This is a genomic window from Pseudomonas sp. B3(2017) (assembly GCF_002113595.1).
Taxonomy (GTDB): domain Bacteria; phylum Pseudomonadota; class Gammaproteobacteria; order Pseudomonadales; family Pseudomonadaceae; genus Aquipseudomonas; species Aquipseudomonas ekonensis.
The window spans coordinates 25,288-50,677 of sequence record NZ_NEIU01000024.1; the positions used below are offsets into that span (position 1 = coordinate 25,288).

Below are 25,390 nucleotides of genomic sequence, written 5' to 3' on the forward strand. Positions count from 1 at the left end.
CGCCTTCCCCCGAACCGTTTTCACTGCCCTGTCGACGACGTGAGCAACACGCCACGGCGGGAAAACAGCACCGGCGCCCCTTGCGGATCGAGCAGCGCCGCCGTCAGCGAAAGTCCATCCACCGACTGACTCTCCTCGAAGCGCTCTCCCCCATCGCTGCTCTTCATCATCAGCCCGTCCAGCCCGACCGCCAGCACCCGACCGCCGGACACCGCCACCGACGTGACGGAGCCTTTGCTCTGGGTCGGCACTCGGCGAAAGTCCTTGCCCTCGGCCGTGCCGTGCATCAGCGTGCCGCGCTGGCCGCCCAGCAACAGGCTGCCGTCTGCCAACACGGCGCCGGACCACAGCGTGCCTTCGTAACCGGTGCTGATGTACCGCCAGCTTTTGCCTTCATCCTCGGAAAGCAGGATCTGACCGTGTTCGGCGGTGGCATAGAGCTTGTGTTGGCCATCGGCAAACAGCCCCATCAAATTGAGGTCCGCTTTCTTCGCGCTCGGCGGCGCTTGCAAGGTCTGCTCCGTCCACGTCAGTCCGCCGTCCTCGGTGGTCAGCACCAGGGACCACAGCCCCACGGCGACACCTTGTTGGGCATTGAAGAAATGCACGGCGAACAGCGGCCGGTCCTCTTCGTTGGACATCCGCTGGACCTGCCAGGAGTCGCCGCCGTCCGCAGTCACCAGGATCGCGCCCCAATGGCCCACGGCCCAGCCCCGTTTGGCGTCGACGAACGACACCCCCGTCAGCGGCGTGGACAACGGCACCGAGCTGGCCTGGCGAAAGCTTTTACCGTGGTCGTCCGACAGCAGCACGATCCCGTGGTCGCCGACCGCGACCACCCGCTCGCCGGCCCAGACCGCATCGAGCATGGTCGCCTGGCTGGCATGTTCCGACTGCACCGCCGGCACCACCTGCAACGGCGAAGCCTGCAAGGAAAACGGCGGCAGCATCGCGGCGATCAACACGCCGATGGACAAAAAACCGTTACGCATGACTCTCTCCTCAATGCATCAGCGCGCCGATCATGCGCACGGGGCGCCTGCGCGGGAAAACCCGTTCCAGCCAGACCGCAAAGGCCGGCAGCACGGTCATGGCCATGACCATGTTGACGATGAACATGAACGCCAGCAGCTTGCCCATGTCGGCCTGGAACTTGAGGTCGGAGAACGCCCAGGTGGCGACGCCGATCGCCAGGGTGATGGCGGTGAAGATGGTCGCCATGCCGACTTCCAGCAACGCATGCTCCACGGCTTTGGTGATGGGCTGGCCAAAAGCCTGGTGCAGTTGCAGGCGGTTGTAGATGTAGAACGCGTAATCGACGCCGATGCCCACCGCCAACACCATCACCGGCAAGGTGGCGATGGTCAGGCCGATCTGCAGTTCCTTCATGAACCAGTAGCCGATGAAGGTGCCGATGGTCAGCGGCAGGCAGCAGACCAGCACCGCCCGCCAGTCGCGGTAGACGACGAACACCAGCAACGCAATGGCGGCGTAGACGTACAGCAGCATCGGGGTTTCGCTCTTCTCCACCTCTTCGTTGATGGCGGCCAGCACGCCGGCGTTGCCGGAAGCGAGGCGCACCGTGACGTCGGGCGACGGGTTTTCGCTGCGGAAAGCCTTGGCCGCGTCCACCACCCGGTTGATCGTGGTGGCCTTGTGATCGGCCAAGTACAGGTGCACCGCCGACATGCTGCAATCGGAGCGCATCAATCCGGGCGTGCGCGCGACCTCGGTGGCCAGTGCGGCGTAGTTCATCGGGTCGATGGGCACCGCGCCCATCTTCGGGTTGCCTTCGTTGTAGCCCTCGTTGAACTGGCGCATGGTGGACGAGAACGACGCGACGGACAAAACCCCGGGCACGCCCTGCATGGCCCAGACGAAACGGTCCTGGTACTGCCCCACCGCGACGTTCTCGCAGGCGGCCTGGCTGTCTTCGCCGGTGCTGTCGCGGTTGGCCTCGAACACCACGCTGAGCCAGTCCAGGCCGATGTCGTAGTTGCTGGCGATGGACACGGCGTCGCGGTTGAAGCGCGAGTCTTCGCGCAACTCCGGGGCGCCGGCCTGCAGTGTGCCGACGACCCGGTCATGGCTTTGCCAGATCGCCACCACGAAGACCGCCAAGGCCACGCCCAGCACCCACTGTGCGTTGCGCCGCTCGGCGAGCCGGCTCAGGCCGTGCAGCCAGCGGGTGCGGCGCTGGCGGGAGACTTCCTGCGCGGCAGCGTACTTGTCGTCCACCTTGAGCAAGGACGCCACCAACGGCAGCATCACCAGGTTGGTGACGATCTTGTAGGCCACACCGAGCGACGCGGTGATCGCCAGCTCCCGCACCATGGGAATCGGGATCAGCAGCAACGTCACGAAGGACACCAGCGCCGTCACCAGCGCCAAAGTGCCGGGCACCAGCAGCCCGGTGAAGCTTGAGCGCGCCGCCTGCTCGGCGCTCTTGCCGACGGCGATCTCACGCACGATGAAGTTGATCTGCTGCACGCCATGGGACACCCCGATGGCGAAGACCAGGAACGGCACCAGCACCGCCAGCGGATCGAGGCCGTAGCCCAACAGGCGCAGGCTGCCGAACTGCCACACCAGCGACGCCAGGGAGCACACCAAGGCGAGCAAGGTGAAGCGCAGCGAGTGGCAGTACCAGTAGACCGCAGCCGCCGTCAGCAGCAACGCCAGCAGGCAGAACTCCAGCACCGCCGAAGCGCCGTCGGCGATGTCGCCGATCTGCTTGGCGAAGCCGATCATCTGGATCTCGAAATCGCCGTCCTCGAAGCGCTGCCGGACTTCCTTCTCCAGCGCGTGGTTGAACGCGACGTAGTCCAGGTGGGCGCCGTTGGCGTCGAACTCATTGAGCTCTGCGGTGATCATCGCACTGCTCTGATCCCGCGAGACCAGGGTGCCGATGAAGCCACCCTGGGCGCTGGAGTTGGCGATGGTCGCGATGATTTCATCGTCCAGACGTTCGGGCGTCACCGTCCCCGGCACCAACGGGTCGGCCCGGAAGCCCTCTTCGGTGATCTCGTTGACGAAGGCATTGGGCGTCCACAGCGAACGCACGCTGCTGCGGGACACGCCGGGCAGGAAGGTGATCGCCTGGGTGACGTCGTAGAGCCGCTTGAGGCCCGGCGCGCTCCAGATCGCGCCGTGGCGGGCCTTGACCACGATGGTCAGGCGGTTCGCGCCCATCAGGTCGTTGCGGTAGGCCTCGAAGGTCTTGATGTATTCGTGGCCGATGGGCAGTTGCTTTTCGAAGCCGGCATCCATGCGCAGCTGCACGGCGAACCACGCCATGATCAGGGTGAAGACGGCCAGGCTCGCCAGCACCAGCCGGCGATGCCCGAACAGGACGCCCTCGACGCGCGGCAGCAGGCCGCGCGTCCTTGCTTCAGTCAATTTCACAGAACCATTCACGGCAGGCCTCACAATGAGCGGGAGATCGCGATGCCGACATAATCTCGGTCACGGTAGAGCTGGTCGTAAGGCGTGTCGCCGCCCATGAACTTCGCGTAGTTGAGGTTCACCTGCCAACTGGCCGGGTTGCGCACGAAGTTGAGGTACAGGTTCATGCTGCTGGCGTCTTCCGTGAAGGTGGCGGTGAGGTTCGGCGTGCGTCCCCCCAGCGAGCGCGAGTAGAAGATCCCCGGCGTGACTTGCCAGCCCGGCAGCAACGTACCGTCGTAGGTCAGGCTCATGTCCAGGTTGATGCCCGAGGACGTCTTGTTGCCGTGGGCCTTGGGCGGGATCGCCGGATCCAGTTGCCACGTGTTCAGGCCGGGCGCGAGCGGCTCGCCGTTGACCTCGTCATGCAGCCCCGGGTACTTGATGACCACCAGTTCCGACAGCAAGGTGCCGGTGCTGGCCCCGGTGAAGTCCAGCAGCGTCGGCGAGTTGGACGGCGTGAAGCTGTACAGGCCGGTCAGGTGCCACTGGAATTTCTTTTCGTCCTTCCAGCATTTGCCGCCGTTGTTCGCGCACAGGTCGACGACCGGATTGAGCATCACCGCATCCTTGGGCCGGTACGACAGCTCAGTGCCGACCGCCCAGTCGCCGATCGGCATGTTCGCGCTGACGCCGTACATCATGCGGTCTTCCTGGTACTCCCAGGTGGGTGCCACGGCGAAGGTGTTCGGATCGAGCGCCACGCTCAAAGTCGGCAACTTGTCGTGGTAGCGCATCACGTACAGGCCGTAGTTGATGTCGCTGTCCTCCGGCTGCCAGCGCAGCGAAAGGCCCCACTGGCCGCTGTCGCGGGCCTTCTTGTCGGAGAACCCGTAATCGCCCATGCCCTTGCCCGGGCCGTTGCTCGTGGACCAGTAGCTGCCCACCGGCGGCAATTCGCTCTTGTTCCAGCCGAACTGGTAGTAGGTCTCGATGTTGAGCCCCGAGCCCAGGCCGGAAGCGACGCTGAGCATCGGCGCCGGCAGCACGGCCTCCTTGAGCTGGACGCCGGGGCGCGCCAGGGCCTGGTAGTCGTAGGCGTTGGTGTTGTTGATGCCGCCGGCCACGAACAGGCTTTCGCCCCAGTTGATCACCTGGTTGCCCAGGCGCGCCCGGACGCGCTGTTCGCCCACGTCGAAGCCCTTGCTCACCCACAGGTCGAGCAGTCGGGCCTTGAACGCGAGGTCGTCGTGGGCAGAGTCGCTGAGGCCGTCGCTGCCGACGCTCGCGGGGGTGTTGAAGGACTGGGTGCCGGTGGTGTCGGTGGCGGCGAAGTCGCGGATCCAGCTGCCGCGCGCCAAGAAGCTGACGTCGTTGGGCATTTTGAGCAGCAGCTCGTGCGTGCCTTTGAGGTAGTTGGTGAACAGGTCGCCGCGGTCGTAGTTCAGGTCGCCCTGGTCGGCGACACCCGAGCTCTGTGCCAGGCAGCCCGAGGGCGCGTTGTGCCCGGTGACGCCCTGGTTGATCAGGTTGCAGGCGCGCGACTCCGTGCGCAGGCCCATGCCTGCGGTGATCGTGGAGTCGAACGAGCCGCGGATCGTTTCGGTTTCAAACGTGAAGCCCATTGCAAATGGGGTGGCGCACGCGATGACAAGGCCTGAAGCTTTCGTAATTGTTTTTTTCATGCTGGCTCTCGATCTGACGACGTTCGTTAGCGTTCGCTGATGGCTCGCAGGTTATCGGAGGTGAAGAAATCCCTTTTCAGGCGCGGGCTGGCGTTGTCCTCGGTGAGCCAGCGGATGTCGCTCTTGCCCGCGCCGACCGTGGTCATGTCGAAGAGGTAGCGGCCGTCCACCAGGTTGTACTGGATCTGGGCTTCCACATCGCAGGTGCCGGTTTCGTACACGGGCGTGGAGAGCCCTTCGCGCACTTTCCAGATCTGCCCTTGCTTGTCGTAGTCGACGGCCATCACCGCGTTCCAGCTGTCCTCGTCGATGTAGAACAGACGCTTCGGCGCCTGGTGGCGCATGCCCTGGCGCACGTTGGCTTCGACGACCCAAACGCGGTGCAGCTCATAGCGGCGTGCCTGCGGCGCCACCGAGTCGTTGCCGGCGAAGGCTTCCACTTTGGCGGCGGTGTCGTAGGCGCCGAACATGTTGTAGGGCACCAGCAGCTCCTGCTTGCCGACCAGCTTCCAGTCGAAGCGGTCCATGGTGCCGAAGAACACGTTCCCTTCATCGACGGTGTACTGGTTGTCGAGGCCGATCTGCGGCGCGTCGTAGGAGTACGACGGCATGCGCCGCACACGGCGTTGGCCGGGGAAGTAGTAGAAGGTGGTGGCCTGTTCGCCGGCGACGGCGGTCTGCACCGCGGCCTGACCGGCCAGCGCCGCCGGCTCCAGGTAGTTGAAGAAGGTGGCGTTCTCCAGGCGCCCGACCGACGAGAACAGCGCACTGCCCTTCTTGCCCCACGGCGTGAAGAAGAATATGTCCACCGACTGGCGTGACCACTCCCCGCCCTTGCGCGGCGAGATCCCGGAAACGCTGCGCGGGATTTCGACGCCGACGCCGCGGTAACGCATCTTCATGTTCCACATCACCTCGGCGCCGTTCTTGGGGGCAGGAAACGGAATGCCGGGCACATGGGCTTCTTCGAGGGCGAGCCCCGCGGCGTCAAGCTTGGCGAAGCCGATGTTCTGCTTGGTGTTCTCGGCCACGAAGTCCGGCGCGCCGCAGGTGCGGCGGGTCTGGTAGACATCCATGCGGTAGCCGGGAATCTTCTTGAACAGCTCAAGCTGGCCGGGAGACAGCTTGGCGGCGTATTGGGCGACGTTGTTCGAGTCGATGCTGTACAGGGGCTTGTCGCCCTTGAACTTCCAGAAGTCGCCACGAACCTGCCCGTAACTCCATCCCGCGCCCTGGGGCCCCGGCTGCGTCCAGGCCGGAATGTCTCCGCTTTTGCTGGCGGCGACCTCACCGCCCAAGGGGGTCAGCTTCGTCCCCAGCATGGCGGGCTCCACGCTCTCGGCCTGGGCCGAAAACACCACCGTCGCTGCAGCGATCCCCACGATCAGTTGCCGGATGGCATGACGGGGAAAGACTGCGCCTTTTGGATGTTCAACTACGTCATTCATTGCAAGATCCTCAGGGGGCTTTAACCGGCGGCTCGACCGCCAAATGCAAGAAAAGCTGGATGCCTCATGGGTAGATCACCTGACATGATCATTTGATCAAGTCCGAAGATCAGAAAAGCAAGCCATATGCCAAAATCCGGGGATTTGGATTTTTCGCCGGCGTATCAATGGGTTATGGGTTGGCTGTGAATTTGTGTGCGTCGACGGCCCGCACTGCTCTGTAAAATATGGAAACACCTGTTACGAAGATTCACTCGACCCTTCGGGCCCCAAGGGCCATTTCAGGCCCCACTCCGTACGCACCCGGTGTTCCGCCTCGCGCTGCCCCGCCACGGGGCGCCCCGATCCCTTTTGCACCGGCGTAGAACCTTCTGTGTCGGCGCGCGTCGGCAATTCGAATCGGGTCGGGCTGTCCTGCCCGCTTCACATATGCTTGAAGAGATCGCTCATGCTGACGATCGGATGTTTGGTCGGCGGCATGGGTGACAGCCTCACAAACTCTGTTTTCAGTACGTAGATGGTGCTCAGGGTCAGGGCGACGCCAAAGCAAGCGAATCCGAAACGACGCATGGCAAACCTCCAGAATCAACCTTGTTATTGTTTGAACTTGATTGCTGTCCTACACATCCGCCTCATCGCGAGGCTTGAGCCTTACCTGGCGCCCAGCAGCGAGCGGGAAGCCACTTTGCGGGTTCGCTCCAAGGCGCCGTAGGCGTAATACGACTGCACGATCGAGTAGGACCAGGTCAGGAAAGCGAGGGTCATGAACACCAACTTGGTGTCATCCCCGGCGATGGGGAAGAAGTCATACCTGAGCGCGATGGTCAGCCCCGCCACCCCGCCCAGCGCGGTCGCCAGCGCATGGAAGCCGGCGCCTGCGCGCACCAGCCGCCACGTGAAGTAGCACAGGTACACGGTGTAGAGAGACCACATCACCACGTAGAAGTAAGGAAGCGCCCCTTTGGTGAAGTCGGACAGGTAGTAGAAAAAGGTCGCGGCAAATCCGCCGACGAACAGCAGGATGTCTTTCGCCCGGGATGGCTTGTAACCATGGGTGACGGCCATCAACCCCAGCGTGGCGATGATCGGCACGCCGACGCCCCGCGAAAAGGCGTCGAGAAACAGCGCGACCTCGTAATTGCCTTTCCAGCCCGTGGCGATGTAAGTGGTGAAGTTCGTGGCAGAGATGCCCACGATCAGGAACTCCAGCCCTAGCAGGTAATTTCCTTTTCTGATGAATCCCACCCCGTAGCACAGCCCGGAAATCACCAGGACAATGCACGAGACCAGTGCGCACGCATCGATCAGTTCCACAATGACAGCCTCTTATAGTGTTGTGGCGCCTTACCTGCGCCAGGGTTTTCAGCGCTTGCGGGCGCTGTCCTCGCGGACTTTGCGGTTGGTTCGTTCATCCATCCATTTGGCCGCCGCAAACGCCGTCTTCAACGCGCACCACTGGAACGGCTCGGGCAGCATCGAAGGCGTCTTGTGCTCCAGCGCCGTCAGGTGCGAGGGATTCGTGCCGTTGATCCGTGCGGCGAGGTACGAGCCCATCACCGATTGCGAGGCCAGGCCGTGGCCGGAGCAGCCCGCCGCATAGAAGATGTTGTGTTTCTCGCCGGTCGTGCCGACCACGGGCAACGCGTCGTAGGCCGCGCTGATGTAGCCGCTCCAGCAATGCTGGATGCCGAGGCCCTGCAAGGTGGGAAAGCGCTCGCGCAGCCCGCGCACCAACGCGGCATAAGCGCTGTCGTCCGGCACATTGGGGGTCTTGGAACCGTAGGCGTAGCCCAGCTGTTTGGTGGTCAGCACCATCGTGTCGTGGGCGGTCAGGCGGTGGCTCTCCATGGTGAAGTGCGGGGTGATCAGCCCTTCCCGGTTCTTCCAGCCCAGGGACGCCAATTGCTCCGGCGAGAGTCGCTGGGTTTCGATCGCCGACACCCGGATCGGCGCCACCTTGTTGCGCAGCAGCCCCAACTGGGGGGTGTAGGCGTTGGTCGTCAGCACCATGACCGGTGCGGTCGCGCTGCCCGACGGGGTCTTGCAGGTGATGGACGGTCCTTCGCTGAAGGACAGCAACGGCGTGCGTTCGTACAGTTTCACGCCGGCGGCGAGCGCCGCGCGGCGCAGGCCGGAGATGTACTTGCCGGGGTTCAGGGTGCCGCCGCATTGCCCGCTCCCGAACAGGAAGGCCGGCGGGATTTCACGGGCACGCATTTCCGCCGGGTCGATGAAGCGCGTCACCGAACCCAACTCATGCCCCAGCTTCATGTTGGCGCGCAGGCGCTTTTCCTGGGAAGGATGGACCGCTGCGCGGATGACGCCGGAGGGGTTGTAGTCGCAGTCGATGCCCAGCTCCGTCAAGCGCCTTTCCACATAGATCACCCCGTCGTCGTAGAGCCGGACGAACTGCCGGGCCCTTTCCAGTCCGACGCGTTTGACGAAGAGGTCAAACTCGATGCCCATGCTGCCGAGCAGATAGCCGGCGTTGCGTCCGCTGGCGCCGAACCCGGCGAACTCCTGTTCCAGGACAATGACCTTGGCGCCGGCCGCATTCAGTTCGAGCGCTGTCGACATCCCGGCGAAACCGCCGCCGACCACGATCACATCGGCCTGTTCGTCGCCGATCAGTTCCGGTTGCAGGTCGGTCGGGCGCTCCACCCAGCCGCCCAGGCTGCGAAATTTCAGCGGTCCGGCACCGCTGTTGCCGATCGCGTTGTTTGAGGCATTCATCTGTTTCGCTCCTCTGTGCATCCATCCCATCGGGCACGACGGCACGCGCCGCCCAAAGGGAGCGTGTCGTCGCCGTTCGGTCAGCGGGCTGACCGTGTTGCCGGCAGGGCCTTTCTGTGGGGGCTTAGATGCCTTTCCCGACCTCGGAGAAGGACTCCAGGGCAAGCAGTTCTTGTGGGTCCCGCATCTGCCCGTCGATTTCCACCCAGCCGAGCAGCGTGCTGCTGGCGCTCCAGCCCAGCAGGCGTTGCAGCTCGCTGGGCAGTTGCCGGACGCGTTCGATCGGGATCGACAGAAAATGGTTTTCTTCCAGCCGCAAGAAGGCCAGGTCGTAGGCCATGGTCAGGCCGGTGCGTGGCTGCGCCGTGGTGTTGGCCCCGCCGCCGTGGTACACCGAGCCCATCCACAACAGTGCGGAACCGGCCTTCATCTCGGCCGCCACGGTTTCTTCCTGGGTCGGCATGCGCTCGTCGTCCCAGGTGTGGCTGCCGGGGATGACGCGCGTTGCGCCGTTCTCTTCGGTGAAGTCGGTGATGGCCACCATAATCTGCAACCGGGCCTCGCGGCCGAACTGCGGGTGACGCCAGAGCGAGGTGGCATCGTCGCGGTGCAGAGGCTGCAAGCCTTGCCCCGATCCGATCTGGATCGCCTGGGTCATGCTCAGTTGGATGTTGGGTTCGATCGGGATGCGGTCGCTGCCCACCCATACGTGGGTCGGGGTCTGCAGGATTTTTCTGGCCGTCTCGATGAAGAGCGGGTTCAGCGCGACCTCGATGGCGGTGTCGCTGCGTTCGAAAATGCGCGCGACACGCCGGGTCTGGGTGCCCGCGAAGTAGGGATCGACACCGCAAGGCGTGGCGTTCAGGTAACGGTCGAGTTCTTCTTTAAGGGCCTGCAGCGTTTGCTGCGAAACAAAATCGGAGATGATGACGCCGCCGTCACGCTTAATGGTTTCGACCACCGCCTCGACAGAATCGCTGCTGCTTAAAGTCTTGAGTGGGAGTGTTTGCATTTATCAATTCCTGCCTATTGGATTTCACGTCAGAAAGAGGCCGTTCCACAGACTTGGCTATATAAAGGACAATTTTGATCGCTCGATATGATCATTTGATCAGGTCGCTTGATTAAAGCAATACACATGCCATTCTTTGAGGAGGCGCAAAACCGAGAAAGTTGAATGCCTGAACCCTGTAAGTTGGATATAAGCGATACCAACCTACCCACTTTTTTCCGGAGTTCTCTTTGATGTGTCACTTCAGGCCGGGTACTTACGAAACACTCACATGGCAGGAAAGGAAATCATTGATCCCTGCCCAAGCACGCATGGATTGAGACGCAGCCATGCGTTAGCATCCATCCCCGCAGACACTGAACCGGGTTACTGACGGAAACACCGAAAAGGAGGCTGAGCCTATGGCCAGAATGGGCGCGGAAGTGCGCAGACAAGATTTCATCGACGCCACCGTGAAGGTGATCGCGAAGTACGGCGCCGCCAACGCGACGACTCGCCGGATCGCCGCAGAGGCCGAGTCTCCGCTGGCGTCGTTGCACTACACTTTCCACACCAAGGATGAGCTGTTCTATGCGGTGTACGAGTCGCTGATCAACACGCCGCAACAGGCCTTGGAGCAGATTCCGACGGGCGCCACCGCCGCCGAAGCCGTGGGGGAAATGCTGCGCCAGGCGGTCGACTGGTTCATGACCCACCCTGATCTGGCCATTGCGCAGTCCGAGCTTTTCACCTGGTCGTTGCGCAACAATCCGGCCATGGCGACCCAGATCTATGCCGATGCCGGCCGGGCGACAGAGCAGGCCATCGAAAAGGTCGTGGGCGCGGGGCTGGACAAAACCGCGTTGGTCACCGTCAGCCGTTTGCTGATCAATCTGCTCGACGGGCTGCTGGTCGCTTGGTCCGCCCACAGCGACGCGGAGCGTCTGAAGACGGACACCGACGCGGCCTGTCAGGCATTGAAGCTGTTGGTGGCGACTTTCGAAAAGGCTCCCGAAGCAGCCAGAACGTCATAAGAAGCCGGCGCGGGACCCTGACGCTCAGAACTTTTCAAGTTTCCGATTGCGTCTGTCCCCTGCCCGCTCAACAGCGTTGTCGAGAAATAAACATAACGCCGGCGCAATAGAGAGCAGGCAACTTCAAGTCGGTGAGAAAGTTATAAAACGAGTGCGCAAAAATAATGACAACTCGAACGCGTCATTTGAAATGAGGCAGGCGAAGCAGAAATAAAAAGTTCAAACCTGAACATGTAAAAAGAGGGGAGAAAACTGCACTCCCCTAAATGAGACAAATGCTGCTTACAGCATATGCCCTGCCAATAGCGAAAGTAGCGTGTCGTTCAGCGAGTTGGGAAAGTCATGCCCCATGCCCGGCAGAAGAACCAACTTCGATCCGGGGATGGCGTCGGCGGTGGCGAACCCTCCGCTGGTGGCGACCATCAGATCCTTGTCCCCGTGAATGACCAGTGTGCTGCACCTTATTTGCTTCAGTTCATGGGTGCGGTCACCCGAGTTGATGATGGCGCCGATCTGCCTGGCGGTTCCCACATTGTTCAGCTCATCCCCTCCCCGACCCCAGGCTTGCGCGGCATAACTGCGCAAGCTGTCTTCGCTCCACTCCAGCGTGGAGCCGATGACGCGCATGATGTCCACATAGTCCCGTACGCTTTCCGTCTGGTTCCTGGGCGGGCGACGCAGCAGCTTCATCAGCGCCTTGAGTGCCGGCTGCCCCACGCGGAGCGATCCGGTGGTGGAAAAAATCGAGGTCAGGGTGATGACCCGCTGCGGGTAACGCGCCGCCAGGGTCTGGGCGATCATGCCGCCCATGGACATCCCCACCACGTGCGCCGCCTCCAGTTGCAGGCTGTCCATCAGCCCGATCACGTCATCCGCCATGTGGCCCAGGTCGTAGCCGTCAGTGGCCTTGCGGAAAAACTGCTGCAAGACCGTCGGCGGCGTCGCATCGGTGAAGAAGGACCGGCCCGAATCACGGTTGTCCAGGGTGATGACGCGCAGGCCCTGGCCGACCAGGCCGGCGATGATCGCCTGGGGCCAGTAGGTCAGTTGCAGCCCCAGGCCCACCACCAGGATCACGGCAGGGTCGGCTTCAGCCCCGTAGCTGCGGTAACAGAGACGTCCTTTGCCCGCCAATTCACAGAAGTTGTCTTTGCTCATCGACCTTCACTCACAGGCTCCAGGCCGACGGTTTCCTGCCGGCGGACAGCAGGTGCCGAGGTGAACTTGAGGCAGTCTTCGGCCACCGTCCCGCGACGCAGCAGTTTGACGTCGCGGAAGTAGTCCATCGACATCACCCACGGCTCGCACGGGCCTTGGCGCGGCATGCCGTCCAGGGCGCGCTGCACGTAGCCGGCACCGAAGTCCAGCAGCGGACGGGTCTCGATCCCTTCAGGCGCCTGGGGCTCGCAGACGGTGTGGCCCTGCTCGTCCATGAAACCCAGCAGACGGCAGAAGTGGTCGCACAACAGGCACACCTTCAACGTCCAGGACGAGTTGGTGTAGCCCACCGCGAAGGCGAAGTTCGGAACGCCGGACAGCATCATGCCTTTGTAGGCCAGGGTCTGGCTCAGGGTCACCGGCTGGCCGTCCTTGTGCAGGGTGATGCCGCCGAAGAGCTGCACGTTGAGCCCGGTGGCCGTGACGATGATGTCAGCCTTCAGTTCCTTTCCGGACTTGAGCAGCACGCCCGACTCGGTGAACCGCTGAATGTGGTCGGTCTCCACGGACGCCTTGCCCGCGCTGATGGCCTTGAACAGATCCCCTTCCGGCACCGAACACAGCCGCTGGTCCCAAGGGTCGTACGGCGGGTTGAAGTGCACGTCCACCGGATAGTCTTTCGGCAGTTCCTGACGGGTCAGCCAAAGGAGCAGCTTGCGGGCGAGTTTCGGGAAACGCTGGCAGAAACCCCAGAAGCCCAATGTGATTTTGGCGTTCTTCCAGCGGGTCAACGAATAGGCGGTCTGCGCCGGCAGCACTTTGCGCAGGAACGCGGCCACGGCATCCTTGGCCGGCTGATTGATGATGTAGGACGGCGTGCGCTGCAGCATGGTGATGCTGGCCACCTTGTCCGCCATGGCCGGAATCAGCGTCACCGCCGTGGCGCCGCTGCCGATCACGACCACGTGCTTGCCGGTGTAGTCCAGGTCTTCCGGCCAGTGCTGCGGGTGAACGATCTGGCCCTTGAACTGCTCCGCGCCCTCGAAGCGCGGGCTGAAGCCTTGGTCGTAGCGGTAATAGCCGCCGGCGCCGAACAGCCAGCGGCACTCAACCGTACGGGTGACGCCCAGGTGACCGTCCTCGACCTGAACCGCCCACAGGCCTTTTTCGCTCTGCCAGTTGGCCGACACGACCTTCTGCTGGTACTGGATGTAGGGCTCCAGCCCGTACTCGTCGACCGTCTCGCTCAGGTACTCGAGGATGTCCTTGGCGTCCGCCAGGGATTTGTCTTTGGTCCAGGGCTTGAAATCGAAACCGAAGGTGAACAGGTCCGAGTCGGAACGGATGCCAGGGTAGCGAAACAAATCCCACGTTCCCCCCGCTCGCTCACGAGACTCAAGAATCGCAAAGGCCTTGCCCGGCTGGTTGCGTCGCAGATAAGCCGCGGCGCCGATGCCGGACACGCCAGCGCCCATGATCAGGACATCCAGCGGCTCGGTGGGAAGAACTGCGTGAGAAGACATGTCGCCTCCTGTTGTTGTGTTATAGAGACCTGATCATGTGATTTGATCATGCGATCATGGTAAGTCGCGCTGTCGCCATGCAACAAGGTACAAAATGCACCACGATCCGACTGATTTGGTGCAATCTGCACAACAAACAAGCAGCCCCGCAACTTCCCCCTCTGTGCGCTCGCGTCAAACTTCGTGTTTCAGGGGGAGCAATGAAGAGTCTTGAGGACTGTAGCCGATCAGCAGACAACGGCCCGCCTGCGGCATCACGCCGCGAGCGAGCATCGAGAGAGACATTGAGGAGGTGTTTCGAGGAAGTATCGCGAGGAAAAGCAGACCACGCGCCAGGCTGAACCGCCGGCCCGTGGCCTCATGCAGCGGCCGTCACATCTTGGCCTTGCCCACCAACGGGATGCGTTGCCCGGTTTCCAGCATGTCCGCCGCATCCAGCTGCTCTTCGATCTGCAGGAAGCGCATGGCGGTCACCGGGGACATCTTCTCGGCCACCTCATCGATGTAGCGGTTCAGGAGCATCTGCCGTTTGACGTGCAGGGTCTTGTAGACCTTGATCATCTTCGCCGCATCCTCATCGGTGACCGCGCCGGAGCCGTAGGCCCGCGCATACTCAAGCAGCAGCTGGAACGTGTCGCGGTTCAGGCCATCCGTTTCGTTGCGGTAGCGGGTGTAGATCGGCCAGAAGGTTTCGGCCTGCGCGCCGTCGAGCGCCATGTTGGCCTCCACCATGCGCTTGCGCTTGTAGTTCAGGGTTTCGATCTGGTTGTTGATCTTCTCCTTGTTTTCGCTCATCACCTGGTCCACCGAAGGCAAGGGTTCCTGGGCCGGTGCGGCATACGCGCAGCCGACAGCGAATAAAGCGGCAAAAATGAGGTGCCTGGACATCAGTTGACTCCTGTTGCGTTAACCAAAAAAATTCGGCGCGATCACTGCGCGGTTTCCTTGAGCGGGATCTTGGGCGCCCACGCCAGCCATTGCTCATCGACGGCCTCGAACAGCGCGAAGGTCTGGCCCGGCCGGGCCGGCTCGCCCATTTGCCCGTTGTCCGGCGTGGCGAAGGCGATGCCGCCTGCGACCATGGCCTCCAGGGATTCGGTGCGCACCGACACCCCTTTGAACAGGCCGGCCTCGATGCCGATTCCGCTGGCGTTCCAGAAGCGGCTGCCGGTGTGCACCAGCGGCGCGTAACGCGGCTCGATCAGGACGCTGATCAGCACCCGGTCCGCCTGCGGCCCCAGGTTCATGTCGACCACCTTGCCCACCGGCATCTTGCGGTAGGTCACCGGGCTGCCGAGCTTGATCGAACCCTTGTCCACGGCGCTCAGGGTCAGGCGCAGGCCGCTGCCCTGCCCCAGCAGGTTCGGTGCTTCGGCCAGGGCCTGGAAACGCGTCTGGCGCTCTCCCGGACGACTGCCGGCCAAGGCCTCGATGTAAGGCCCGCTGACCAGCGTGCCGAGGTGTTCCGTGCGCAGCAGGCCCAGCGCCGGGCGCACCACCCAGAAGCGCGTGCCGCTGCGGGCGAACGATTCGCCATTGGGCAACAGGCGCGCCTTGAGCTGTACGCCGGACAGGTCGGCCTTAAGGTCGACGCTCTCGACCTTGCCGATCGTCAGCCCCTTGAAGCGGATGGGCGTGCCTTCGCGCAGGCCTTCGCCGTCCTCGACGCTCAGCTGGATCTCCACGCCCTGGGCCAGTGCGGCCTCTTCGCTGTCGTAGAGGGAGAACCGCCGGTCCTTGCCCGAGGCCGGCGCTTTCGCATCCGGGGTGTCGAAGGCGATGCCGCCGTTGATCAGGGTCTGCAGCGACTCGCTCTTGACCTTCAGGCCCGTCAAATCGCCGCTCAGGGTCACGCCGCTGGCGTTCCAGAACCGCGTGGAGCTGTTCACCAGGCGCGCAAACTCCGGCTCGACATGCACCCCGATCATCACCTGCCGGTTGTCCCCGGACAGTTGGTAGCTCTGCACGCTGCCGACACGGATCTGCCGGTAGAGCACCGGCGCGCCGACCTCCACCGAGCCGCGCTTGTCGCTGGTCAGCACCAGGTGCAGGCCCGGCACGTTGATGTCCATGGCCGGTGCCTTGGAAAGGACGCTGAACTCGCGCCGCGGCGCGCCGCTCTTGGGGAAACGCACGGCGATGTAGTTGCCCTTCACCAGCGCGTCCAGGCCGGTGATCCCGGCCAGCGAGATGTTCGGCTTGACGGTCCAGAATTCGGTGCCCTCCAGCAGCATGGCCTCGACCCGAGGGTCCATCGCCAGCTCGGCGGTGGCGCCGCTGAAGTCCTGGTTCATGTCGACGTTCTTGACCAGGCCGACCTGCACGCCGTTGTACATGACCTGCGTCTGCCCCGGCTGGATGTCGCTCAGGTCCTTCATCTTCAGCGACACCCGCAGGCCGACCTGGGCCGCGTCATAGTCCTCGTACAGGCGAAAAGGCTTGCTGCTGTCGGTGGGCGGGCTGTCGCGGTGGTTGTCCGGCGTGGCGAAGGCAATGCCGCCGGCGGCCAGGGTCAGCAGCGATTCGCTGCGTACCTTGAACCCCGACAGGCCGCCGGAGATCGACAGGCCGCTGGCGTTCCAGAAACGCGTGTGCTTGCGCACCAGGTCCGCATAGGCCGGTTCGATGTGCACCTTGATCTCGATGGTGCGCTGATCCGCCCCCAGCTGAAAATTCTTCACCTGGCCCACCAGGATCTGCTTGTAGAACACCGGGCTGCCCTGCTCCAGGGAACCGAGGCGATCGGCCTTGAGGGTGATGTGCAGGCCCGGGACCTTTTCGGACATGGGCGGCGGCTCCTTCAGGGCCGTGTAGGCGCGCACGCCTTGATCGCCCTTGTCGCCCTTGGCTGGATCGACGGCGATGTAGACCCCGGAGACCAGCGTCTCCAGGCCCGTGACGCCCGCCAGCGACACCCGCGGCTTGACCAGCCAGAAGTGGGTGTCTTCGTTCAGGTAATGCTGGGTTTCCTTGTTCATTTCGATGGTGGCGAGCACGCCCTTGATGTCGTCGCTGACATTCAGTTCCACCACCTTGCCGACCGCGATGCCCTTGTACAGCACCTCGGTCTTCTTGGCCTGGATGCCGTCGCCGCTCTCGAAGCGCACCTGGATGACCGGGCCGGCCTCGTCATAGGCGCGCCAGGTCAGCCAGGCGCCGATGACCAAGGCCAGCAGCGGCAGAATCCAGATCGCCGACCAGTTGGAGGTGGGGCGTTTCGTCGGGGTGGGGAGGTCACTCATGTTCATTGTCCACGTCGGTGTTGTCCCAAATGAGCCGGGGGTCGAAAGTCAGGGCGGCGAGCATGGTCAGCACCACCACGCCGGCGAAGGCGGCGGCGCCGAGGTTGGCCTCGATGCGCGCCAGGTTGCCGAAGTTCACCAGCGCCACCAGGATGGCGATGACGAAGATGTCGAGCATGGACCAGCGGCCCACCCACTCGATGAAGCGGTACATGACGATCCGCTGGCGGGCGGACATCGGCTGGTGCCGCTGCACCGAATAGAGCAGCAGCGCGATCCCGGCCAGCTTGAAGGTGGGCACCACGATGCTGGCCACGAACACCACCAGGGCGATGGGGATCATCCCCAACTGCAGCAGGCTGATGACGCCGCTCATGATGGTGGCCGGCGCGCCCTTGCCCAGGACGCTGACCGTCATGATCGGCAGCAGGTTGGCCGGGATGTAGAGAATCGTCGCGGTGATCAGCAAGGCCCAGGTGCGCCGGATGCTGTCGGGGCGGCGCACATGCAGCAGCGCCTCGCAACGGCTGCAATGCGCAGGCTGCGGAGCGTCGATGGGATTGAGCTGATGACAGTCGCCGCAGACCTGGATGCCGGCATCGATCGCACGCATGGCTACCCTCCTCGCGCGGCTTGCGCCGAACCATTGCCGACAGACGCCGGATGCCCCTCCTGGGCCCGTGAACCTCCGCTCCCGATTGCGCGCACTGTGCCCATGACTCACCTGAGGCTTGATTGAAAACGGCGCGAATGCTACTTTTCAATCCCTAATGAGTCAATATTGTCTCATATGATTTATTTTTATCTTGGCTGTTCTTTTTCCAGAGACCCGGCACCCGATGTCCCCTTTACCTACCGGCCGCTTGCCGGACCTTCCCCTCGACGCGCTGCTCGCCTGCCATGAGTGCGACCTGCTCATGCGCCGCGAACCGCTCGCGCCCGGCGAGAAATGCTGCTGCCCGCGCTGCGGCTACGAGCTGGCCGTGCATCGCCCCCACTGGCAGAGGCGTTCCCTCGCGCTGGTGCTGACCGCCCTGCTCCTCTACATTCCGGCCAACTTCCTGCCGATCATGCACCTGAGCCTGCTCGGGCAGACCCGCAGCGAAACAGTCTGGGGCGGCGTGCTCGGGCTGTTCGAAAGCGGCATGCAGGGGGTCGCGGTGGTGGTGTTGCTGAGCAGCATGGCCATCCCCCTGCTCAAGCTGCTGTGCCAGTTGCTGGTGCTGTTGAGCGTGCGGTTCAAGGTGGCGCGCCGGGCTGGCCTGCAGCTGTACCGCAGTTATCACCACCTGCGCGAATGGGGCATGCTTGAGGTCTACCTGTTCGGGATCCTGGTCTCCATCGTCAAGCTGGTCGACATCGCCGACCTGAGCCTGGGCATCGGCCTGGCCTGCTTCGTCGCGCTGCTGCTGACCCAGGTCTGGCTGGAACTGAGCATGCCGTCCCACCAGGTCTGGGAGGCGCTGTCCGACGATTAACGCCGGGCAGCGCCTGCCGTCAGTTCAGGCCTTGGGAATGGGCCCACTCCGTCGCGTCATGCAGTGTCTTGCCGAACGCTTCGAAGATCGCGTCCACGTCGTCCTGCGTGGTGATCAGCGGCGGGCAGAACGCGATGGTGTCGTAGATGGCACGAACGATCAGCCCATGCTTGTGGGCCTGCCTGAAGACGTAGCTGCCCAGGATCCCCGGTTGGCTGAACGGCTGCTTGCGCGCCTTGTCCGCCACCAGCTCGATCCCGCCCATCAGGCCGACGCCCCGCACATCGCCCACCAGCGGGTGATCGGCGAAGGCCTGCAGCCGCTCCTGGAACACAGGCGCCAAGCGCTGGACATGGCCCACCAGATCGCGCTCTTCGATGATGCGGATGTTCTCCAGCGCCACGGCCGTGGCGACAGGATGCCCGGTGGCGGTCAAGCCATGCACGAACGCCCCCAGCCGCTCGCTTTGGCTCACCAGCACGTCATGGAGGGCATCGGACACCAGCAGCGCCGCCAGCGGCAGATAGGATGAGGTGAGCTGCTTGGACAGCACCAGGATGTCGGGCTGGATCCCGTACAGCTCGGAACCGAACATCGTGCCGAGCCGGCCGAAGCCGGTGACGATTTCGTCGATCACCAGCAGGATGTCGTAGCGTTTGCACACTGCCTGGATCGCCGCCCAATAGCCCTTGGGCGGCGGCAGCACGCCGCCTGCGGCGATGACGGGCTCGCCGATGAACGCGGCGATGGTCTCAGGCCCCTCCACCAGGATGTGCCGCTCCAGTTCCTCTGCCAGGCGCAACGAGAACGCCTCTTGCGACTCCCCCGGTTTGGCGAGGCGGTAATAGTTGGGGCAGGTCAGGTGGTGCACCGGAATCGCCGGCAGATCGAAATCGCGGTGGATCGACGGGAAGTCACGCTGTTCATTCGCGGATTTTCCTGCTGCGAAGTGGGGGCGATAAGGCCCCTTGCAGCGCCAACCTCGGCGCGCTGCAAGGGGCTGGCCGGTTTACTGGCTCAGTGCGGCGGCGACCGATTCGGCGAAGATCTTCAGGCCCTCACCCAACTGATCGGTCGGCGTGTTGATCGGCGGCATCAGCTTGATGATTTCCCCGTTCGGCCCGCAGCGGTCGGCCAGCAGGCCTGCCCGCAGGGCGCGTTGCTGGGCGTCCTTGGTCAGCGCGACGTTGCCGCGGCCGAAGTCGATGCCGGCCACCATCCCACGGCAGCGCGCGCCGACGACGCCGGGGATTTCGGCGATGTCGGCCACGCCCCGCTCCATCAGCGCCATGTTCTCGGCCAGCAGTTTCAGGAAGGCCTCGTCGTGCCAGTAGCCGAGGGCGATCTGCGCGGTCAGGAACGCCAACTGATTGCCGCGGAACGTGCCGATGTGGTCGCCCGGCTGCCACACGTCCAGGGCGGAGCGGATCAGCACGATGGCCATCGGCAGGCCGAAGCCGCCGATGGATTTCGCGCAGGTCACCAGGTCCGGCTGGATCCCTGAGCGCTCGAAGCCGAAGAAGTCGCCGGTGCGGCCGCAGCCGGCCTGAACCTCGTCACAAATGAGGAGCACGCCGTGGTCCGAGGTCCACTGGCGCAGCCGTTGCAGCCAGAGGTCCGAGGCCGCATAAACGCCCGCCTGGATCTGCACCGACTCCACGATGACCGCCGCAGGCAGTTCCGTTCCGCTAGCCTGGTCGTCGGCCAGGCGTTCGAGAAAGCCGATGCTGTCGAACTCGCCGTACGGGCTGTCCTCGTAGGGCACGAAAATCACCTCAGAGGACAACGCGGCACCGCGCCGGGTACGGTTGCCGGTGACGGCCAGGGCCCCGGCCGTCATGCCGTGGTAGGCGCCATAGAACGAGACGACCTTGCTGCGCCCGGTGGCCTTGCGCGCCAGCTTCAGCGCGGCCTCGACGGCGTCCGCGCCGGTGGGGCCTGTGAACTGCACCTTGTAGTCCCAGCTGCGCGGATCGAACAGGTCGCGCTTGATCGACTCCAGGAAGCGGCGCTTCATGCCGGTGTGCAGATCCAGGGCATGGGTGATGCCGTTGGCCGACAGGTACTCGATCAAGGCGTCCCGCATGCGCGGGTCGTTGTGGCCGTAGTTGAGGGCGCCGGCCCCGGCGAAGAAGTCCAGGTAGTCGCGGCCGTCTTCGCCGCGGATCTTGCTGCCCAGGGCGGTATCGAACACCACGGGCAGGTCGCGGCAATACATCCGCACGTTGGATTCAAGCTTTTCGAAGGTCTCTATGTTGTTCATGCGTAGCCTCTTGCAATGGATCCGGGCCTGTCTGGAATTGACAGGCCCGGGGGATTCACAATCCCTTGTGTCGATGGATGGAGGGAAACCTAAGCCAAGGCGTCCGGCACGGGGCTGCGGAAGAAACCGGTGCGGCACGCCAGGTAAACGGTGCCGATGCCCAGCCAGGCGCACCCCAGGATCAGCGCATCCTTGTCCAGGCTGATGAGCATCCAGCCGGCGGTGATCACGCCGATGACCGGCAGGATCACGCCCCGCAGCAGTCCGGCGCCGTCCCGGTATCCGGCATCGAAGGTGAGCCGCAAGGCGCACAGGTTGACCGCGGTGAACGCGACGAAGGCGCCGAAGTTCACCAGGGACGTTGCGGTGGCGATCGTCAGGGCAAACCCCACGGTGCCGAACGCCCCGGACAGCAGGATGTTGAACACCGGCGTGCGGAAGCGAGGGTGCAAGCTGCCGAACAGCTTGCGCGGCAGCTGGTTGTCCCGGCCGAGGGCGTACAGCAGCCGGCCGACGCTCGCCTGGAACGACAGCCCCGCCGCGAAGTGCGCGATGATGATCCCCGCCAGCACCGCAGCGAAGAACACATCGCCGCCGATCATCCGGGCGATCTCGAACGCCGCGCCGTCCACGTTGGCGAACGCCATGGAGGGATGCGTCAGGTGCATGAAGTACGACGAGCCCACATACAGCACCCCGCCGATCACCGCGACCAGCAGGATCGCCCGCGGAATCGTCCGGCTCGGATCCTTGGTCTCCTCGCTCAATGTGGACAGCGCGTCGAAGCCCAGGAACGAATAGGCGGCGATGGCTGCACCGGCCATGGTCGTGGCGAACGGCACGTCCGGGTTGAAGAACGGACTGGCCGACAGCAGCCCGCCGGGGCCGTTGGCCGCAACGATGTAGTGCCAGCAGAGGCCGATGAAGACCGCGATGATCGCCATCTGGACAACCATCAACATGATGTTGAAGCGGTTGGCCACCTGGATGCCCAGCACGTTGAGCACCGTGCTGGAGACGATGAAGCCGACGATCCACACCCACTGCGGCACATCCGGGAAGGCCATGCTGAGGTAACTGGCCCCCAGCAGCCAGATCAGCATCGGGATGAAGAAATAATCGAGCAGCGCCGCCCAGCCCACCATGAACCCAAGGTTCGGGTTCAGCATCTTGCGGGTATAGGTGTAGGCCGAACCGGCGGCCGGGAACACCCGGACCAGGCGGCCGTAGCTCAACGCGGTGACGATGACGCCCAGCGCGGCAATCGCGTAGGACAAGGCCGTGGTGTTCTCGCTGGCCTGGGAGATCACCCCGTAGGTGCCGAACACGATCAGCGGCGCCAGGAACGCCAGACCGAACAGCAGCACGGAAAACGGGCCCAGGGCGCGCTTCAACGAAGCATCGGAAGATGACTGGCTCATGATCTCCCCCTCAACCGGCGAAGCGGTAAGCGGCGACGATGATCGCGTGATAAGTCTCCACGGTCATGGCCTTGGCGTTGCTGGGGTCGGAGAAGTTCTTCTTCGACTTGTCGGCGATGGTCAGGAAGTCCTCTTCACGTACCCCTTTCACGTCGGCGAAACGGGGGATGCCCAGGGCCTTGCTCATCTGGAACAGGTACTCGACCGCCGCTTGGGCGGCGCTGGCCGGCGCCAGGCTCGGGTCGATGCCCAGCGCGTAGGCGACCTGGGCATGGCGCAGAAGGTCCGCATCGATGTTGTGGCCGAACACAAACGGCAGGAAGATCGCGTTGCCCACGCCGTGCGGCGTGTCGTACATGCCGCCGATGGCCTCGGAAATGCAGTGCACGCTGCCGACGTCGGCGTTGCCGAAGGCCATGCCGGCGATCAGGCTGGCCACGAGCATCTGCTCGCGGGCCTCCAGGTTGTCCGGCTCCTGCACGGCGGCCTTCAAGTGTTGGCTGATCAGGCGGATGGCATGCAGCGCGAGGCCGTCGCTGATCGGGTTCGACACGCGGCAGGTGTAGGCCTCGATGGCGTGCGTCAGGGCGTCCATGCCGGTCGCGGCGGCGATGGCCGACGGCAGCGTCGCGGTGATGTTCGAGTCGAGCAGCGCCAGCACCGGGCCGATCCGGTAGTCCAACAGGTTCATCTTGAAGTGGCGCGCGGTGTCGGTGATCACCGAGAAGCACGTCACCTCGCTGCCGGTGCCCGCCGTGGTGGGGATCGCCACGATCGGCAGCACCCCGTGGGTGAGCTTGAAGGAACCTTCGTAATCTTCGATCCGGCCGTCGTGGGTGAGCAGCACGCTCAAGGCCTTGGCGGCGTCCATCGCGCTGCCGCCGCCGATGGCCAGCAGGCCGTCGATGCCTCGGCCCCGGAGTGCCTGCGCCGTGCGGTTGATGTCATCGCTGCGGGGGTTGGCCTTGACGTCCGAGATCTCCTCGAACGCAATGCCCGACGCGTCCAGGCTGGCGTAGATGCCGGTCAACAGCCCGGCGGCCTTGACCCCGGCGTCCGTCACGATGAGGACGCGCGCAAGGCCCAGCTCACGCAGATGCTCGCCCGTGCGCTCGCGCAGGCCAGGTTCCATGACGACTTTGGTGGGGAGTAGGAATTGGAATTTCATACGTACCTCTTGCCGGTCAGGCTCAGTTTTTGTCGTTGTTCGGGTTCTCGGCAGTTACATCTTCCGGGCTGTACGTCCTGCCCGAATCCCGGCGTGTGCAACGCCGGGGTCACGTCCTGTGTTGATCTTGTTGTTGTTCAATGTGCAGCCGTCAGGATCCGGTATCGGCGGTCTCCTGTTGCCGTGCCCACTCGCGCAGCACGAATTTCTGGATCTTGCCGGTGGCCGTCTTCGGCAGCGGCATCAACGACACATGCCGCGGCGCCTTGAAGTGCGCCAGGCGCTCGCGGCACCAGCGGATCAGGTCGTCGCCGCTGATGTCGGCCAAGGCGTCCTCGCGCAGGGTGACGAAGGCGTGCGGGGTTTCGCCCCAGCGCGCATCGGGGCGCGCCACCACGGCGGCCTCGATCACGGACGGGTGCTGGTAGAGCACTTCTTCGATCTCCAGCGAGCTGATGTTCTCGCCGCCGGAAATGATGATGTCCTTGGCCCGGTCCTTGATCTCCACATAACCGTCCGGGTGCAGCACGGCCAGGTCGCCGGTGTGCAGCCAGCCGTCGGCCAGGGCATCGCGGGTGGCCTGCGGGTTGTCCAGGTAGCCTTTCATCACGGTGTTGCCGCGCACCACCAGCTCGCCCAGGGTCGCGCCATCGGCAGGCACCGGCCGGCCGGTGTCCATGTCCAGCACCGTGGCCTCTTCGAGCATCGGGTGGGCGACGCCCTGGCGGCTCATGAACCGGGCCCGGGCCTCCAGCGGCAGCTCGTCGATGCCCGGCTGCCACAGGCACAAGGTGCTGGGGCCGTAGCTTTCGGTCATGCCGTAGGCGTGGGTGATGTTGAAGCCGCGCGCCTCCATCGCGGCGATCACCGCACTGGGCGGCGCCGCCCCGCCGGTGATCACCGACACGCTCGTCGACGGCGTTGCCGAGTTGCCGTGCTCGGCGTGGATCAGCATCGACATCACCACCGGGGCGGCGCTCAAGTGGGTCACCCCGTGCTCGGCGATGGCAGCGTGGATGGCATCGGCCTGCACCTTGCGCAGGCACACATGGGTGCCACCGGACAGGGTCACCGCCCAGGTGTGGCTCCAGCCGTTGCAGTGGAACATCGGCAAGGTCCACAGGTAGACGCTGCGCGGGCCGAGCTGAAAGATCAGCGCCCCGGCGCAGGCATTGAGGTAGGCGCCCCGGTGATGCAGCACCACGCCCTTGGGGTCGCCGGTGGTGCCCGAGGTGTAGTTGATGGCGATGGACTGCCATTCGTTCTGCGGCGCGGTCAGCGGTCGGCCGGGGTCGCCTTGGGCCAGGAAGCTTTCGTAGTCCAGGCTGCAGTCCAGATCGTGAGCCGGCCCCTCAGCCTGGCTGTCGTCGATCCCCACCAGCAGCGGCGGCGAATCGAGCAGGGCCAAGGCTTGGCGGACCACCGGGCCGAACTCGCGGTCGCAGATCAGCACCTTCGCGGCGCAGTGGCGCAGGATGAAAGCGATGCTGCGTGCCTCCAGGCGGATGTTGATGCAGACCAGCACGGCCCCGGCACCGGGCACGCCGTAGTGGGCCTCCAGCATTTCCGGGACGTTCGGCGCCAGAATGGCCACACGCTCACCCGGCCGCACCCCGACGTGCTCCAGGGCGCTGGCCAAGGCGCGGCTGCGCTGGTGCAACTGGCGGTAGCTGTAGCGCCGCTCGCCGTAGACCACCGCATCGCGTTCCGGGTACACCTGCGCGGCGCGCTTGAGGAACGACAGCGGCGACAGCGGCACATGGTTGGCTTCGTTGGGGGCCAGTCCGTGCTCGAAGGTCGAGGTCATCATGACCGCCCCTCCATCAAGACATCGCCCAGGCATCGCACATTCATACACACCT

At 64.1% G+C, this 25,390-nt stretch carries 20 protein-coding genes; 2 read left to right on the plus strand and 18 right to left on the minus strand.

Translation table 11 applies throughout. The features are described 5' to 3' along the window. Positions 1-20: 20 nt before the first annotated feature. From CAG33_RS25345 to CAG33_RS25375, 8 genes are all read right to left on the minus strand, one after another. Entirely contained in the window at positions 21-992 is a 972-nt protein-coding gene (locus CAG33_RS25345) for a YCF48-related protein (protein WP_085640971.1), read from the minus strand. Positions 993-1,002: 10 nt separating this feature from the next. Then, positions 1,003-3,417, minus strand: coding sequence for an RND family transporter (locus CAG33_RS25350; protein ID WP_085640973.1), 2,415 nt, complete (start codon positions 3,415-3,417; stop codon positions 1,003-1,005). Between the two features lie 8 nt (positions 3,418-3,425). Further along, positions 3,426-5,069 carry a DUF1302 domain-containing protein gene (locus tag CAG33_RS25355; RefSeq protein WP_368665201.1) on the minus strand — a complete coding sequence of 548 codons (1,644 nt, stop codon included), beginning with the start codon at positions 5,067-5,069 and terminating at the stop codon, positions 3,426-3,428. 26 nt (positions 5,070-5,095) lie between these two features. Then, complete coding sequence (locus tag CAG33_RS25360) at positions 5,096-6,517, minus strand: DUF1329 domain-containing protein (RefSeq protein WP_085633751.1); 1,422 nt, start codon at positions 6,515-6,517, stop codon at positions 5,096-5,098. A gap of 423 nt (positions 6,518-6,940) precedes the next feature. Continuing rightward, positions 6,941-7,087, minus strand: coding sequence for a hypothetical protein (locus tag CAG33_RS28610; protein ID WP_170930071.1), 147 nt, complete (start codon positions 7,085-7,087; stop codon positions 6,941-6,943). An 81-nt stretch (positions 7,088-7,168) separates the two neighbouring features. Continuing rightward, positions 7,169-7,831 carry a hypothetical protein gene (locus CAG33_RS25365; protein WP_085633753.1) on the minus strand — a complete coding sequence of 221 codons (663 nt, stop codon included), beginning with the start codon at positions 7,829-7,831 and terminating at the stop codon, positions 7,169-7,171. A 48-nt stretch (positions 7,832-7,879) separates the two neighbouring features. Further along, entirely contained in the window at positions 7,880-9,250 is a 1,371-nt protein-coding gene (locus CAG33_RS25370) for an FAD-binding oxidoreductase (RefSeq protein ID WP_085640975.1), read from the minus strand. A 124-nt stretch (positions 9,251-9,374) separates the two neighbouring features. Then, the gene (locus tag CAG33_RS25375) at positions 9,375-10,262 is read right to left on the minus strand and encodes a phytanoyl-CoA dioxygenase family protein (protein ID WP_085640977.1); all 888 of its coding nucleotides are present in this window, start codon (positions 10,260-10,262) and stop codon (positions 9,375-9,377) included. Between the two features lie 401 nt (positions 10,263-10,663). Between CAG33_RS25375 and CAG33_RS25380 the strand changes: the two genes are divergently transcribed. Continuing rightward, complete coding sequence (locus tag CAG33_RS25380) at positions 10,664-11,275, plus strand: TetR/AcrR family transcriptional regulator (RefSeq protein ID WP_085586570.1); 612 nt, start codon at positions 10,664-10,666, stop codon at positions 11,273-11,275. A 282-nt stretch (positions 11,276-11,557) separates the two neighbouring features. Here the strand turns inward: CAG33_RS25380 and CAG33_RS25385 are convergent, their stop codons facing one another. From CAG33_RS25385 to CAG33_RS25405, 5 genes are all read right to left on the minus strand, one after another. Further along, positions 11,558-12,433, minus strand: a complete 876-nt coding sequence (locus CAG33_RS25385) for an alpha/beta fold hydrolase (protein WP_085586572.1) — start codon at positions 12,431-12,433, stop codon at positions 11,558-11,560. Then, positions 12,430-13,956 carry an NAD(P)/FAD-dependent oxidoreductase gene (locus CAG33_RS25390; protein WP_085640979.1) on the minus strand — a complete coding sequence of 509 codons (1,527 nt, stop codon included), beginning with the start codon at positions 13,954-13,956 and terminating at the stop codon, positions 12,430-12,432. Before CAG33_RS25390 ends, CAG33_RS25385 begins: the two co-directional genes overlap by 4 nt. A 372-nt stretch (positions 13,957-14,328) precedes the next feature. Beyond that, positions 14,329-14,844: a transcriptional regulator gene (locus CAG33_RS25395; protein WP_085586576.1), complete on the minus strand. Its 516-nt coding sequence runs from the start codon at positions 14,842-14,844 to the stop codon at positions 14,329-14,331. A 41-nt stretch (positions 14,845-14,885) separates the two neighbouring features. Beyond that, positions 14,886-17,198 carry a PqiB family protein gene (locus CAG33_RS25400; RefSeq protein WP_085640981.1) on the minus strand — a complete coding sequence of 771 codons (2,313 nt, stop codon included), beginning with the start codon at positions 17,196-17,198 and terminating at the stop codon, positions 14,886-14,888. After that, positions 17,191-17,811 (minus strand): paraquat-inducible protein A, encoded by a 621-nt coding sequence (locus tag CAG33_RS25405; RefSeq protein ID WP_085640983.1) that lies wholly within the window; start codon positions 17,809-17,811, stop codon positions 17,191-17,193. The genes CAG33_RS25400 and CAG33_RS25405 overlap by 8 nt, the downstream gene beginning before the upstream one ends. 226 nt (positions 17,812-18,037) lie before the next feature. On the opposite strand from CAG33_RS25405, the gene CAG33_RS25410 reads away from it, so the two are divergent. Further along, complete coding sequence (locus CAG33_RS25410) at positions 18,038-18,676, plus strand: paraquat-inducible protein A (RefSeq protein ID WP_085640985.1); 639 nt, start codon at positions 18,038-18,040, stop codon at positions 18,674-18,676. 19 nt (positions 18,677-18,695) lie between these two features. Here the strand turns inward: CAG33_RS25410 and CAG33_RS25415 are convergent, their stop codons facing one another. The 5 genes from CAG33_RS25415 to CAG33_RS25435 all read right to left on the minus strand — a co-directional run bounded on the left by CAG33_RS25415 (position 18,696) and on the right by CAG33_RS25435 (position 25,338). Then, on the minus strand, positions 18,696-19,547 hold the full coding sequence (locus CAG33_RS25415; protein ID WP_256576754.1) for an aminotransferase class III-fold pyridoxal phosphate-dependent enzyme: 852 nt from the start codon (positions 19,545-19,547) through the stop codon (positions 18,696-18,698). A 138-nt stretch (positions 19,548-19,685) separates the two neighbouring features. After that, positions 19,686-20,939: a diaminobutyrate--2-oxoglutarate transaminase gene (locus CAG33_RS25420; protein ID WP_085640987.1), complete on the minus strand. Its 1,254-nt coding sequence runs from the start codon at positions 20,937-20,939 to the stop codon at positions 19,686-19,688. An 89-nt stretch (positions 20,940-21,028) separates the two neighbouring features. Beyond that, on the minus strand, positions 21,029-22,360 hold the full coding sequence (locus CAG33_RS25425; RefSeq protein ID WP_085640990.1) for an APC family permease: 1,332 nt from the start codon (positions 22,358-22,360) through the stop codon (positions 21,029-21,031). Positions 22,361-22,370: 10 nt separating this feature from the next. Next, complete coding sequence (locus CAG33_RS25430) at positions 22,371-23,528, minus strand: iron-containing alcohol dehydrogenase (RefSeq protein ID WP_085633769.1); 1,158 nt, start codon at positions 23,526-23,528, stop codon at positions 22,371-22,373. A gap of 151 nt (positions 23,529-23,679) precedes the next feature. Then, the gene (locus CAG33_RS25435) at positions 23,680-25,338 is read right to left on the minus strand and encodes an acyl-CoA synthetase (RefSeq protein ID WP_256575588.1); all 1,659 of its coding nucleotides are present in this window, start codon (positions 25,336-25,338) and stop codon (positions 23,680-23,682) included. Positions 25,339-25,390: the final 52 nt, after the last annotated feature.

Coding starts and splice junctions, on each gene's coding strand:
- CAG33_RS25345 (WP_085640971.1), bottom strand. CDS start 992: ATGCGTAACGGTTTTTTGTCCATCGGCGTGTTGATCGCCGCGATGCTG.
- CAG33_RS25355 (WP_368665201.1), bottom strand. CDS start 5,069: ATGAAAAAAACAATTACGAAAGCTTCAGGCCTTGTCATCGCGTGCGCC.
- CAG33_RS25360 (WP_085633751.1), bottom strand. CDS start 6,517: ATGAATGACGTAGTTGAACATCCAAAAGGCGCAGTCTTTCCCCGTCAT.
- CAG33_RS28610 (WP_170930071.1), bottom strand. CDS start 7,087: ATGCGTCGTTTCGGATTCGCTTGCTTTGGCGTCGCCCTGACCCTGAGC.
- CAG33_RS25370 (WP_085640975.1), bottom strand. CDS start 9,250: ATGAATGCCTCAAACAACGCGATCGGCAACAGCGGTGCCGGACCGCTG.
- CAG33_RS25375 (WP_085640977.1), bottom strand. CDS start 10,262: ATGCAAACACTCCCACTCAAGACTTTAAGCAGCAGCGATTCTGTCGAG.
- CAG33_RS25380 (WP_085586570.1), top strand. CDS start 10,664: ATGGCCAGAATGGGCGCGGAAGTGCGCAGACAAGATTTCATCGACGCC.
- CAG33_RS25385 (WP_085586572.1), bottom strand. CDS start 12,433: ATGAGCAAAGACAACTTCTGTGAATTGGCGGGCAAAGGACGTCTCTGT.
- CAG33_RS25390 (WP_085640979.1), bottom strand. CDS start 13,956: ATGTCTTCTCACGCAGTTCTTCCCACCGAGCCGCTGGATGTCCTGATC.
- CAG33_RS25395 (WP_085586576.1), bottom strand. CDS start 14,844: ATGTCCAGGCACCTCATTTTTGCCGCTTTATTCGCTGTCGGCTGCGCG.
- CAG33_RS25400 (WP_085640981.1), bottom strand. CDS start 17,198: ATGAGTGACCTCCCCACCCCGACGAAACGCCCCACCTCCAACTGGTCG.
- CAG33_RS25405 (WP_085640983.1), bottom strand. CDS start 17,811: ATGCGTGCGATCGATGCCGGCATCCAGGTCTGCGGCGACTGTCATCAG.
- CAG33_RS25410 (WP_085640985.1), top strand. CDS start 18,038: ATGTCCCCTTTACCTACCGGCCGCTTGCCGGACCTTCCCCTCGACGCG.
- CAG33_RS25420 (WP_085640987.1), bottom strand. CDS start 20,939: ATGAACAACATAGAGACCTTCGAAAAGCTTGAATCCAACGTGCGGATG.
- CAG33_RS25425 (WP_085640990.1), bottom strand. CDS start 22,360: ATGAGCCAGTCATCTTCCGATGCTTCGTTGAAGCGCGCCCTGGGCCCG.
- CAG33_RS25430 (WP_085633769.1), bottom strand. CDS start 23,528: ATGAAATTCCAATTCCTACTCCCCACCAAAGTCGTCATGGAACCTGGC.
- CAG33_RS25435 (WP_256575588.1), bottom strand. CDS start 25,338: ATGATGACCTCGACCTTCGAGCACGGACTGGCCCCCAACGAAGCCAAC.